Here is a 13,196-nt window from a genome sequence, read left to right on the forward strand (position 1 = left end):
TTCGGGCAGCACTTCGCGGATTGCCGCCCTGAGCCCCGGATGGTCGTCGGAGACGACGAACTCGACGCCGGCGAGCCCGCGATTCTTGAGCCCCGTCACGAACTCGCGCCAGCTCGAATGGCTCTCCCGGTTGGCCAGCTCCACGCCCAGGACCTGGCGCCGGCCCTCCCAATCCACGCCGATCGCCACCAGCACCGCCTGGCTGGCGATCACGCCCGCCTCGCGAGCCCGTTCATAGCGCGCGTCCAAGATGAGATACGGATAGCTTTCCTCGAGCCGCTGCGTGAAGAACGCCTTGAGCGCCTCATCCAGCCGCATCGTCGCCTCGCTCACCGTCGAGGCCGAGAAAGAGTGGCCCCACAATTCCTCCGTCACCGCCTTCACCTTGCGGGTCGAAACGCCTTGTACGTACATCTCGACCAGCGCCGACACCAAGGCCTTCTCCGAACGCTGATAGCGCTCAAACAACTCCGTCGAGAACCGGCCTGTCCGATCCTGCGGAACGCGAAGTTCCAGCACCCCAACCCGCGTCACCAGCTTGCGCTCGTAATACCCGGACCGGTAACTCACCCGCTCCGCCGTCCGCTCGCCTTTCTCGGCCCCGATCGCCTCCGTCATCTCGGCTTCCAGAGCCTCCTGCACGACAGTCTGCAATACCTGGCGAAAGCCGTCCTCATCCGACAGCAGCAACGCTTTCAACTCGCCCCTGCTCAGTTTAACTTCTCGATTGGTCATGGCACTTCCCCTTCCACGGGAATCGGTGATTGCAACGTCACCACCGTGCCATGGCCGCTCGCCCTTCAGAGCAAGCGCCGTTCTCTCTCCAAAACTTTTTGCAGAACCTTCAGCACACTATCAGATCGTACTTTCTGTCAAGTCGGGGCCCGCTGTTTGCTTCACCTCGTCCGAAACGCCGACCGATGTGCGCACCGCAGAGCCGGAGCTGTCATTCGCCTGGTCCTCATCGCGCGCCGCGATGTCGCAAGCGACATCATCCTGACCAAACGCCGGCAGCCGGTTTCAAGCGCCCGCTTTGCGGGCGATCCTGCTTTTAAGGCCGTCAAGGTTTTGCCACCGATCGTGTGCCTGAGCGTCTCCAACTTGCCGTCTCGAAGGAGGCCCTGTAGCTCACGGAGGCGGGTCCTGCTTTTCCTTCCGCCGTCGCAGCGAACTCTATTTTGCACATGTTAGGTTTTTTCAGCGACAGGTCGCATCAACCCGAAAATGGCCGTGGCGTATGTGAACTTGGCCACGGTTCGAAAGGGCGCAGAGGTCGAAGTACAGCACTCGTTGGACGGAAACCCGGTCGTCTGCGTGCACCGAAGCGGTTACGATTTGCCGCGCCATGCACAGGTTCAAAGCGCATTCTGAACAGAGCTCAGCATCGCCGTGATCGCCTGTTTGTACTTTGCGAACTCGGGCGACGTCTGCCGGACCTCCGTGGTGGTCGTCGTCTGCTGGCCCGCCGTGGTTGTGGCTGGGCTCAGCTTGCGACCCATCTTTCTTTCGGCCCAGTCCGCGACATAGCTGGCGGTCTTGCCCGTCAGAAAGGGATTGGCCTGAATGACGGCTGACCCGAGCACGGCGCTCAATTGCGCCGAACCCGATGCCGACAGCACCTGATGCGCGCCCTCCATGCCGAGAAAGTGGCAGAGATAGAGCCGGCCGGCTGTGATCTGGTGGCCGCGCGCCCGAAGATAGGCTTCGCCTTCTCGCGCCAGATTGCGAACCATCTCGCGCGAGATCGTGGCGTCGTATCGCAGGGCGAGCAGGTCGGCAGTCGAGAGTGTGCGTGCAAGTTCGGGGCGGTAAGTGTTCATCATCCGGATCCAGGTCTTTGTGATGAATTGGCCGGCGCCGGTCGCTGAAGAATTTGGGTTCTTGGCACGGGCGCTGCCGCCACTTTCGACATGAACGATACGGTCGGTGAGCGTTTCCACGGCGGAAAGATCCGAAGCGACCGCGGTAACCGTGCCCAGTGGGTCGATCGCCGCGCCATTCTGATAGAGTTCGAAATGCAAATGCGGTCCGGTCGAAAGGCCGGTGGTGCCGATATAGCCAATGATATCGCCAGCCTTCACCTTGGTGCCGACGCCGCCCTCGATTGCGAATTTCTGCATATGAGCGTAGCGCGTCTCGCGCCCGTTTCCGTGCGAAATCTTGACCAGATTGCCATAGCCGCCCCCATCGCCCTGGAAGCTGATTTCGCCATCGAAGGCGGCTGCGATCGGCGTGCCGACCGGCGCCGCCCAATCGACGCCCTTGTGGATGCGAACGGTGCCTAGAATTGGATGCTTGCGCGGCCCGAAGGTCGAGGTCAAGACCCCGTTGACCGGTGTGACCATGCCGTTGGTGACCGTCAGCGAGCGGACCTGATCGTCGCCTGTCACGCATGCAAACTGGCCATCGCCCTGCTGGAAGACGAAACAGTCGAGACTTTTTGTCGTGCCCTGGACACCCACATATAGCACCCGCCCGGCGCCTTCGTCCTTGCCGCGCGGCGTCTGCGAATAGATCAGTACAAGACGCTGGTCCTCGCTTGCGAAAGCGTCCAGATCCTGTCCTCTCGACAGATACATGATCGCTTCGCCGATCACGCCGGTCGGAACGCTGTTGCGTGCCGCTGTCGAGTAAATCGCGTCGAGCAAACGATACTGCCTTTTGTGTGCGCCTTCTTCCGGCGCACCCGAGTAGTTGAACAAATCTTCGCGTACCCAGGGATCAGCCCCCGAGACGAACACGCCTGCGGCATCACGCGTCAGCGTCCCGACAAAAACGTTCTTGGCGTAGATCGACACCTGCATGAGGGACATTGTTGTCGTCTCGCGGTTGGGTCGGTATCCACGCAGGGCGACGACATAACCCGGTTCCAGGCCGTCCCGGCTAAAGAGCGCCTTCAGGGCCTCGCCTGCCAGCCTGGCATCGTCGGCGGAGAAATGCGCATCGAGCGCAACGCTGTCCAGACTGCGACTGTTGAGGATCTTCACGAAAGTGTCTTCGGTGGCCTCGAACCGCTGATATTCATTCGTGACAGTTGCGACGCTGGTGTTGTTTTCGATCTGGGTCTTCTGGAATGCGGGAAGGGCTGCGTCGCCTGCATCGATTGTTTCACCCCAGCCGGCTTCGGGATCATCGGTGTCGGCCTGTTGATCCGAAGCCGGCGCGAGCTCACCCGCGCCAGGAGATGGCTCAAGATCGTTCTGCAGATCGCTGGAGGGCGCGGGGGCGGTCTTTCGTTGCGCCTGGAAGAATGCAAAATCCTCCTGCGTCGACGGTATCGTCGTCATGAATTTTTCGCTGGCGCTAAGCATGACGTCGGACAGGAACTCGATCTGTGGCGAAACCCCTGCCGGGTCGAGTTCTGCCGGACGCGGAATCACGCGGCCTTTCGTTGCTGCGCCGTTATCGGGTGCGAGCGTGATCCACATAGGATCCCCCGCCAAGCCGATAATCGCAGGCACATAGACAGATGCATCGGCCGGCACATCGTCGGCTCCTTCTACCGCGCGCAACTCCTCGTCTTCGTCGCCAAATGACCAATAGTCCGCGGTGAGGTAGAAGCCGACGGCGATCGAACACAGGAAAATCAAGGCCAAGCCTGCAATGAGCCGGCGCCAAAGTGCGCGCCGGCGAAGGGCGGCGCGCGCCTGCTTTTTCGCCTTGAAGCTGGTGTCGATGGCGTGCGTCACGGACTGCTTCCGGTCAGGAAAAACGTCCACCGCACCTGTTCAAGCGTATCGACTTCAACAAATCGCGCCGCGATATGGCCGCGCTGCCAGCACTCGTCGATGCCGCGTATCGAGAACCGTCGACGCTCGATGCACATTTCGGTCGACCCGGTCAGGATCGCGTGGCCAAAAACGTCCGTGGCGTAGATGTAGATGAAGCGGTTCGTCAGTTCGTCTCGAACGACGTTTACGCACTGATTCGCGCCGATCGTCCACCAGCCATCGGTCTGGTCGGCATTGTCGATTGTCTGGCCGACGGCGAGGTTGACGACGTCGAGTGTCTGATTGCAGACCGTGAATTCGGCGCGCGCTTCATTGCATGAGAGCACGGCCAGGAGTGCCGCGCCCGAAACGACCGCAAGCCTCATGCGGCCTGTCAAGATAAACAAGGCTCGAAACCGATCGCGCTGCTTTACGGGCAGGCCGTCAGACGAGCGGGGCAAACGCGAGCGGCAGAGTTCCATTGCACGCCATACTACCCGCCGAGTCGGAAATATTTGGCATTGGCCGAGAACTGAGATCCGTTGGTCTCGATTTCTTCGAGAATTTTGGGCAACAGTTGCGAGGCCGGCATTGGCGTAGAAAACGCAGCCGCCTGAATGTCCTGGGGGCCGGTGATCACCATAATGATCTGCGGTACGGCCTTGCCTGCAGCCCTGTCGGCGGCGCCGAGGCCGATCGGGATGCTGAAGGTGGCCTTGTCCGACTGTACGACCATGCGGTCGTCGAGGTTGAACATCATGCCTTTGTGGTCGATCAACAGCACGCTGGAAATGAGCCCGCCATGCGTCACCAGCGTGCCGCTGATCGGCGTACCGTTCGGCACCGATGTTCGATCGAGAACCAGCTGCGGCTTGACGACTGCAGTCTGGCCCAGAAAGCGCAGGAAGTTGGTGACTTCGCACTGGGGCGGCTCGATGAGGCGCACGCTTATGTCCGGCTCAACGTGGAACTTTGCCTGGAAATCAGTCAACATTTGTTCGAATGGATGAACCGCCGTTCCAAATCCTTCGATGGCCGCCGTCTTGTCGGTTATCGACGTGACGGCCGCATAGAAACAGTCGCCGCCGCTGAAGTCGCGAACCCACGAGACCCGTTGCGCTACGTCGTCGATGACCGGAGGAACTTCCAGCTTGGGCACGTTCAAGGCGACCGTGGCCTGGTCTGGCTGTCTGGCGGCCGGCTCGTCGGCCTGCTGCCCCTTTTCGCTCATCGCATCTGCCTGGCCTGCAGCCGGCTCGGGAAAGGGCGCGGCCGATTTCGCCTCCGCCGGCTGGCTTGCCTGTCGTTCAGGCTTTTGGCTCACCGCGACATCGGGCTGGGGGGCTGGCGGCGTTAAAGCTTTTTCGGCTGGTGGAGCGATTGGAGCGATCTTGCCAAGCGGGGGAGGCGTCTTCGGGCTGCCGCCGGCCGCGATGTCGGGCTGAACTGCCGGCGACATCTTTTCGGCCGGCGGCTGTGCCGCGCTTGCTGATGATTTCGGTGTTTCCCTGGCTTGCAGGGGGATCTTGGTCTCTTCCGGCTGCGGCTTTTGGCTCTCCGCGACGTCGGTGCGCGGCGCTGACGGCGATGACGTTTTTTCGGCTGGTGTTGGGGCTGGAACGAGCTTGTCAGGCGGCGGAAGCGTTGTCGGGCTGGCGTTGGCAGCGGTATCGGGCTGAATTGCCGGCGCTACGTTTTCGGCCGGCGGCAGCGCTGCGCTAGCTGATGGCTTCGGGGCTTCCCCGGTTTGTGGGAGCATCTTGGGCGACGCTGCCGACTGCTTTTGAGGCACAGCCGCCTCTGCCTGATTTTCAGTTGGCGAAGCGGTGGTCTGCGTTTGCGGCTGCGCGGGTGGAGCTACCTCTGGCGGCACATTGTCCGTCGCGACCGGCTTTGATGCCTCTGGTGCGGGCTCTGATGGTTCTGGGGCGGACAACGATGTCGTGCCTGCGCTCGGCGTGGTAGGCGTCATAAAACCGCTGACATAGAGGCCAGCAACCGCGCCGAGAGCCAGTGTCGCGAAGGCAGAAATCGCGATGGTTCGGGTCTTTGTGGATTTTCCAGGCCCGCCACGCGCGCCCGCGCGGGGGGGGGGGGGGCCGGGTGAAGCCCGCGGTTCCGACAACACCGCAGGCCGGAAATGCGGGACGACGCGCTGCCCACCTGAACATGCCGTCACAGGCGCGTCACGCCCCAAATCATAAGAAGGCTGGGCCTTGAACTCAGGCGCAAGGGTTTGCCCCGCTCGTGGCAAACCCGGCCGATCGCGGATCGGGACGAACGTTGGTGGCGTTGTCCCTTCGTCCTCGTCACGCGTCATTCTGGCGATTTCCGCCATGCTCACCGGGCGGTCTCGCGGATCCGGCTGCAGCATGGCTTCAACAATGCCACGAAAATCGTCCTCGATGTCGGACAGGTCGGGCACGGTCCGGCGCTTTTCGATGATCTCGAATTGCGACCCGCTCATGTCGATCGGCTTCCCGCGCAGAGCGGCAACCAGCACCAGCCCCAGGCTGTAGATATCGGATTGCTCGCTGACGTCGCCGCTGTACAGCCCCAGCTGTTCGGGCGAAACGTAGTTGTACTTTCCCGCGAATTTTCCGCCGATCAGTGTCTCCCCGCCGACGGTCGCCGATCGCGCAATACCGAAATCGATGATCTTGGCGTGGTCGACTCTACCTCCTGGCAAGATGATGTTATCGGGCGAGAGGTCGCGGTGAATTGCTCCCGCTTGATGCACGGCGCTCAGACCCGACGTGAGGCGATGGCAGAGCTTGCGTACCTCTTCAGTCGCCATCGGGCCACGTCGCATGATGTCGTACAGCGACTCGCCGTCGACAAATTCCATGGCAAGGTAGGGACGGCCGATGCCTGGATCGATGGTAAAGACGTGATATCGCACGACCGCATCATGCGACAGGTGATTGAGGATTGACGCTTCCTTGCGGAACAAGGACAAGATCGTCGGGTCGCGGGCAAATTCGGGCAGGACGATCTTGATCGCGACGTGGTCGCCAGTCTGGATGTTGTGGCCACGGTAGACCTCGCCCATGCCACCGAATGCGATCCGCTCGTCAAGTTCGTAGATGCCGCTGAGTTGCGTGCCGACGGCGGTATTGGCCAGCTGCGGCGATATTCGCGTCTTGTCGTCGGCGCTCATCAGCCTCAACCCTCCGCTCTGGACAGATCAGGGTAGGGGGGGTGTCCGTTGTGCCCGTTTGCGAACTTCACCAGCACAATGGTGACATTGTCTGTTCCGCCCCGCGCCAGCACCATTTGCAGCAGATTTTCGCAAGCCGCCTGAGGCGTCGCAGACACCACCACGGCCCCGATCTCGGCGTCGGTCAAATGCGCCGTCAGCCCATCTGTGCACAACACGAAGATGTCTCCCGGCATAATTTCGCCTTGCTGGAAATCGATGACGATTTCGTCGCTGACGCCGACCGCATGCGTGATGACATTGCGGCGCGGCCAGGTGAGCGCCTCGGCTGCGCTGATCATGCCGCGATCGAGAAGTTCCTGAACTTCGGTGTGGTCCCTCGAGATCTGCGAGATCGAGGCATTACGGACCAGATAAACCCGGCTGTCGCCCGCCCACAGGCAGGCAAATCGCCCATCCATCGCCAACAGGGCGGCAACGGTGGAGCCGATGGTTATGCCGCGAGATTCGGAGATCCTGCGGATCTCGGCGTTGGCGCGGCTCAGCCTGTCTTCGAAGCGCGCACGAAGATCCGGGGCGGAACTAGCAATGCCGATCGTGGCCAGATGATCGACAATGCTGGCTGAAGCGACCTCTCCGGCTTCATGTCCACCCATTCCGTCGGCCACCACCCACAGGCCGGTTCGTGGCTCGACTAGATAGTTGTCTTCATTGTGCTCACGGACACAGCCATTGTGGCTCACGCCGAAGCTTTCAAAGGAAAGGGCGACATCGCTCACCTTGCCACCAAGCGCTTCTCAAAGCGTCCTCTGCGGCGCACCTTCAGGCGCTCGCTGCTGCCACTTTGCCACAGGCTGGAATATTAAAGTATCGAAATTTAGCTTTGAGCCCGTGACGCGGGATCGCAGCAGCTTTGGCGCCCTAGTTGCACCAGGTGAGGCTCAAATCCTCTCAAAACGCCTTCGGGCAGCTGAATGCGGAAAGTGCGGGAAGTAAGAAGGGGCTGGGTCCGGAACCGGTCTGGATCGTGTAGCTGACGTCGCGTCCGCCGATTACGAAGCGCGCCTCAACAGTGCCGTGTTTGCTGGTGATCGTGGCCTTGTCCAGCAACCTCTTGAGCGACCACGGCCCTTCGAAGCTGATAGCGGATTCGCGGCCCGGCATTTCCGGCATCAGTCTCAGACTGGCGGATGCCGAGGCCGCACCGCTCGGCCAGGACACAGTGCTTGGCGTGTTACCCGCCTGATTGCTCTGGACGATCTGGCCATCGACGTCGAGCACCGCAGTATCTGCATCACCGTTCAGCGAGAACGGGGTAAAGGTCAGGTTGGCCGACGGCATTGACCCACCCGACGGGAAAAATGCGCCGCGGATTTCAGCAGCCAGCTGAAAGTTTTTCAGCGTCGACTTCGACAGGTCGCGCCCAAAGCGCGCATCCCGTTTCCAGCTCCAGTCCTGGCCGCTCATGTCGATCAAGGAAGCAAGGTTTTGTGCGAAGAACCGGTCCATCAGGCCGCCTGGAGAGAACAACTTGGCGAAGTCCGCCATCGCAACATCCTGGGTACCATCGCCGGCGAAGGGGTAGCGGCCGTTGACCGCCTCCTCGCAGGGCTGCGTGACGGCCTGGTCGAGCATCTCGTTCAAATTCGTCAAGGAAATTTCAGCCGCGTTGCCCTCAAATTCGTCTGCAGTTGCGTTGACCATTCTGCCGAGTTGCTTGGGCAGACGCGATGCATTGGCGCGAAGAGTGGCTATCTGCAGCTGCAGGTTGGCGTTGACACGTTCCGTCTGCAAGGGGACCTCGGTTGCCAGTTGCAGACTCTGATGGATGTCGCGAAAATTCTGGGTCAGCGCATCGATGGGTCGGTGTCCAAAAGGACCGCTTACCAGAGCCTGGAAGGACCTGAACTGCGCTTCGATGTTTGCCCCAGGGCTCTGGCGAAATTTCGCGGACCCCGTACCGGCACGGCTTTGCGACTTTGCGGAGCTAATTTGAATGCCGATGCGAGCCAGGCCCTTGGCCATGTCCGCGACATCCTGGTACTGGCGCATGAGGGTGCCGGCTATCACCCCAGTGCCCGAGTCTTCGCCGGAGACAGGGTCGCGCGCCAGGGCTGTTTCCTCGGCAATCGCGGTAAAAAGCTGTTCGATCGGCGAGCTTGGTGAGGCAACGGCGGAAAGCGCGACATAGTTCGGCTTGTCGTTCAGCATGGCTTTGAATTTCAAAGCATCGAGAACGCTGTTCCACGCGGCTGCGAACTCCTTGCCGTAGCGATCGAGAAGTTCGGGGCCGAGCTGGAGCAACTCCTGATCGATCCCGCCTTGCTCGCCGCCACCGCCCAGGACCCACTGGTCGTCGACGAGTGTCTGCGCAATGCGCGAAAGCTGTCCGAGATAAAAGTTGTTGAATCCGGCATGGGTGTAGAGACCGGGAATACGGAGCTTCGACAGATCGCCGCCATCGACGCGCTCGAACACAAGCTGCGCTTCCGGCCCGCCTTTTTGCGAAACAGAAAAATCGTCCAGCGCAGCCGCGTACACCGCCGACTTGATCAATGCGGACGCACGATCGGTAAGGCTCATGCGCCCGAGTGAACGTTGGGCGGCTTCCACAAGCGGCTGGTTGAGTTCGAAAACCGGATCATAGGCATCGTCCAACGCAAGCATGGCGCGCAGGTGCTTTTCGAGCTGCGCACGTCCTTCGCGGTTGCTCTCGCCTGGATACCGGTTCTGTTCCCAATCCTGCTTCATCCAGGAGATGATCAATGCGTCATCGACCTTGGGTGCCTTGCCGCCGAGCATCAGGTAGATCTTGAGCGGTTCGTAGAGCGCGGCGGGCTCAGCCATCGTCGCCTGGACGCTCCGCTCCGCCTGAACAAGCAGACGCGACCGCAACATTCGTTCCAGTGCTTGCCGGTAGGCCGTTGTCGATGCCGAAAGAAGCCTTTCCCGCTGGCTAAGGCCGACCGTTTCCTCGATCGGGGCCGGTAAGTCACTGGTTTCAAAACCGGCCGGCATGTTGCGCAACTGGTCGAGCGGCCCGATGACGTTTTCAAGGTCGACATCGGTGACCGTCGTGCTCTTGGGCAGAGCGTCGGCTGTCTCGCGATATTGGCTCGTCGCCTGCGTCGTGGAGGCAATCAGCGAGCGGTTGGCCATGAAGCTCATCCCGAGCGCGCCAAGGGCCGCTGCAGTGATCAAGGCTATGATGCCAAAGCCGCCATATCTGAGGGCCGCTGCCCGCCTCTCGCTCGCTCGGTCATAGGAAACCCATCCGGATTCGGCGAAAATGACATCAGTCAGGAGATCGTGCAAAAAGAAGCTCTTGCCGGTCCCGGACAGGTGGGGGCGGGAATTGTTGCCGAAACTGCGGCCGATTGCGCCCAACACTTGATCGATCGGCGTTCCCTCTTGGGTCCCCGACGAGAAGTAGAGCCCACGCAAGCTGATGTTCACTTGGCTACGGACCGGATCGAACAGGCTGGTCACGAAATTGGCAATTCGGCCCTTGAGCGCGTAAAACTGGGCCGGAAAGTCAAAGATCGATATGCGCGAGACCGGGTCAGGCTCTTCCTGCAGGCGATCAGGCATCTCGTCCGCCAAGCGGATCGCCAGTGCATCGAATTCGGCCGAAGCCTCACCGGCCATGTTCTTGTTGCGGTCCGTGGTCTGGAATGTCGCGCCCCAGACCTTGCGCCTGCGCGGCTCCTCGAAACTGCCGAAATAATCCATGAAGCCGGCAACAAGATCGGCCTTGGTGAACAGCAGGTACACCGGAAACTGGATTTTCAGCGTCTCGTGGATCTCCCTCAGGCGACTGCGTATTTCAACGACATGGGCGTCAAGCTGCTGGTCATCGAGGCTGATGAGATCGGCAAGGCTGATGGCCAGGATAACCCCGTTAATCGGTTGTCTGGTGCGGTGTTTTTTGAGCAGTGACAAAAACGCAAGCCAGCTCTTGCTGTCGCTTCCAGCATTGGAATCCTGCGTGGTGTAGCGTCCCGCCGTGTCGATCAGCACAGCCTTTTCGGTAAACCACCAGTCGCAGGAGCGGGTGCCGCCAACACCGGCCACCGGCTGGGCGTCTCCTGAACCGGCAAGCGGAAAATTCAGACCCGAATTGACCAGTGCCGTCGTCTTGCCGGCGCCCGGCGGGCCAATGACGATGTACCAGGGAATGTCGTAAAGGAAATTGCGCTTGCCGCTCGACCGCTTGAGTGCTGCGATGGCCTCACTCATGCGCGCCTCGAGCACCGGTGAATCGTCATTGCGCCCGTCGTTGCGGGCAATGACCGTCTCGAGCGCTTTTTGCGCCTTTCTCACATGCCAAGCGCGCACTCCGTAAACGACGGCCGCGGTCGCCATGATCGTGCCGATGATTGTCGCACGCAACCAGACAGGTCCCAGCGGCCGGATATCGGCGAAGCGTATCAAAGGTCCAGCAAACCAGATCGCCGCCGCAAAACCGGCCAACGCGGCCGTGCTGAATATCCGCGGCAGCCAACGCATCATTGGCGTTTCCCACCGGCGGTGTTCACAGCGTTTCCTCCTTGAGGATCATCACGTCGACACGGCGGTTCTTGGCGCGGCCCTCGGACGTCGCATTGTCGGCAATTGGCTCATCTTCGCCCTTGCCCTCGGCGGTTAGTCGCGAGGGATCGCTAAGCTTCGCGGCGATCATTGTCTCAACAGCCTTCGCGCGGGCGACCGAAAGGTCAAAATTCGATTTGAACGTGCTTGATTTCCGTGGTTTCACATTATCCGTGTGGCCAACGATCGTGATTGGCCCTGGCTCGTGCTCAAGGGCTGCGGCAATCTGTGTGGCCAGTGGCAGAAAGTCGGGCTTCACTTCGGTCTTCCCTGGCTGAAACAATAATTGATTGTTGATCTCCACTACGATGAAGTCGCCTTTTGTGCCGATGGTCATCCCGCCGAGCTCGACTTGCGTGGACAGTGCTGAGCGGATGCGGTCGATCTGGCCGGTCACGGCAGGCGAGGCGGCTGTCACCGGTTTGGCGAGTGGGGGTACCACACTGGCGCGCTCGATCGTCACAGTCGTCGAGGGATTGAGCGCCAGCAATTGTCTGGCTGCAGCATCGCCTTCATCGGTCATGAACGCCCGCAACGTGAAGAACGCGGCCGTCACCAGGGCTGACGCCGCTGCAGCAACTCCCCAGAGCGGCAGGCGGGTCGAAGACGGCACCATCATAGCGGCCATGCCTTGCCAGCGGGGGGAGATGTCCTCTCCGGCGCGGGCCCTGAAGTAGCGAAGCGTCTCGTAGACGTCGCGCCGCACAGGTTCGAGACTGGTATCGTCGCGCGCCAGGCCACGATACTGGCCCTCAAATCCCAGGGATAGGCAGACATGCATCAGCTCGAGCAGGTCTAAGTGTGGCTCAGGATTGGCCAGCACCTTGTTCAGTGCTTCGTAAAAGCCGCCGCCGGTGGGCTCGATGTGAAAGAACCGCGACAGCATACTGTGCTGTGCCCAGGTGTCCTCGCCGGCCCAAGGCAGGTTGCCGACAAGATCGTCGGCAGTTTCGCAAAGGGCAAACTTCGCGATCCGCGCATCCTCTTCGGCAACCCCTGACTTCTCCAGCGTCCAGTCGAACCTCTCGATCGCCTCGGCGATATGTTCGGCCAATGGAGCCGCCTGTCTTTCGACCGGCACGAGCCTGAGATGCCCGAACAGGACGAGCAACGGTGCTGACCCAGCGAGGATCGGATTTGCCGTCGAATATTTTACCGTGTCGGCGGCGCCGAGCAGCACCTCCTGCTGAATGCTCGGCCTTGACCCGGCCGCCTCGGCTTTGGCCGCTGTACCGGACGATGGTCCCTGATAAAGAATGGTTCCGGATGTCCAGTCCGGCGGCATATGCCGACCTATGTCAGGATCGAAAACTGTCGATTCCTTGACATGCGGGGGCGCGACGGTCTTCGCAATCGGTTCGTTTGCGGCTGGTTTCGCATTCTGCCCGCGTCGTGGATTGGTGCGGATGACGGTCTTGCGGACCGGGCCGAAAGGATCGTCCTTCGAGCTCATCGCCGATATGCCGCTGCCGTGCAGTGTCCGCGCTCGCGTGCGAGAGGCGCCAGATCTTTCCTGGCTGGATAGGGCAGGCAATGGTCCTTCCGGCAAGGCGGTCCGGAGCTACAAGAAACAATGGCGCCACAATGTGACATTTGCCGCAGACCCCCAGGTCAATCAGGCTTACCCGCTTGGCGAACTGTCGTATGTGATCGTAGTCCCAGATGTTGTCGATTGGAACATGATGCGGCGCGCCGATGCGTTTTTCTTCGTCTGCTAAAGCGCCGCAGTCTGTTGG

Annotated in this window: 8 protein-coding genes; 1 reads left to right on the top strand and 7 read right to left on the bottom strand. The window is 61.0% G+C overall.

Translation table 11 applies throughout. From position 1 onward, the window contains the following. From NKJ55_RS28600 to tssL, 7 genes are all read right to left on the bottom strand, one after another. Positions 1-735: IS256 family transposase (locus tag NKJ55_RS28600; RefSeq protein WP_352452795.1), on the bottom strand; the 735-nt coding region annotated here is incomplete at its 3' end. A gap of 620 nt (positions 736-1,355) precedes the next feature. Beyond that, entirely contained in the window at positions 1,356-3,689 is a 2,334-nt protein-coding gene (locus NKJ55_RS28605; RefSeq protein ID WP_352452796.1) for a M23 family metallopeptidase, read from the bottom strand. Continuing rightward, on the bottom strand, positions 3,686-4,096 hold the full coding sequence (locus NKJ55_RS28610; protein ID WP_352452797.1) for a DUF1036 domain-containing protein: 411 nt from the start codon (positions 4,094-4,096) through the stop codon (positions 3,686-3,688). Before NKJ55_RS28610 ends, NKJ55_RS28605 begins: the two co-directional genes overlap by 4 nt. 107 nt (positions 4,097-4,203) lie before the next feature. Beyond that, positions 4,204-6,870 carry a serine/threonine-protein kinase gene (locus tag NKJ55_RS28615; RefSeq protein ID WP_352452798.1) on the bottom strand — a complete coding sequence of 889 codons (2,667 nt, stop codon included), beginning with the start codon at positions 6,868-6,870 and terminating at the stop codon, positions 4,204-4,206. Positions 6,871-6,875: 5 nt separating this feature from the next. Continuing rightward, entirely contained in the window at positions 6,876-7,649 is a 774-nt protein-coding gene (locus NKJ55_RS28620) for a PP2C family protein-serine/threonine phosphatase (RefSeq protein WP_352452799.1), read from the bottom strand. Between the two features lie 172 nt (positions 7,650-7,821). Beyond that, on the bottom strand, positions 7,822-11,382 hold the full coding sequence (tssM, locus tag NKJ55_RS28625; protein ID WP_352452800.1) for a type VI secretion system membrane subunit TssM: 3,561 nt from the start codon (positions 11,380-11,382) through the stop codon (positions 7,822-7,824). A gap of 22 nt (positions 11,383-11,404) precedes the next feature. Beyond that, a complete protein-coding gene (gene tssL / locus NKJ55_RS28630; RefSeq protein ID WP_352452801.1) occupies positions 11,405-12,913 on the bottom strand; it encodes a type VI secretion system protein TssL, long form in 1,509 nt (502 codons plus the stop codon). Between tssL and NKJ55_RS28635 the strand changes: the two genes are divergently transcribed. Beyond that, the gene (locus NKJ55_RS28635) at positions 12,867-13,178 is read left to right on the top strand and encodes a hypothetical protein (protein WP_352452832.1); all 312 of its coding nucleotides are present in this window, start codon (positions 12,867-12,869) and stop codon (positions 13,176-13,178) included. The genes tssL and NKJ55_RS28635 overlap by 47 nt on opposite strands. Positions 13,179-13,196 lie beyond the last annotated feature (18 nt).

This window comes from Mesorhizobium sp. M0106, assembly GCF_040322715.1.
GTDB lineage: Bacteria > Pseudomonadota > Alphaproteobacteria > Rhizobiales > Rhizobiaceae > Mesorhizobium.

Bases quoted from the DNA above. Each gene is read 5' to 3' on its own strand.
- NKJ55_RS28635 (WP_352452832.1), top strand. From the start codon at position 12,867: ATGACGGTCTTGCGGACCGGGCCGAAAGGATCGTCCTTCGAGCTCATC.
- tssL (WP_352452801.1), bottom strand. From the start codon at position 12,913: ATGAGCTCGAAGGACGATCCTTTCGGCCCGGTCCGCAAGACCGTCATC.
- NKJ55_RS28615 (WP_352452798.1), bottom strand. From the start codon at position 6,870: ATGAGCGCCGACGACAAGACGCGAATATCGCCGCAGCTGGCCAATACC.
- tssM (WP_352452800.1), bottom strand. From the start codon at position 11,382: ATGATGCGTTGGCTGCCGCGGATATTCAGCACGGCCGCGTTGGCCGGT.
- NKJ55_RS28610 (WP_352452797.1), bottom strand. From the start codon at position 4,096: ATGAGGCTTGCGGTCGTTTCGGGCGCGGCACTCCTGGCCGTGCTCTCA.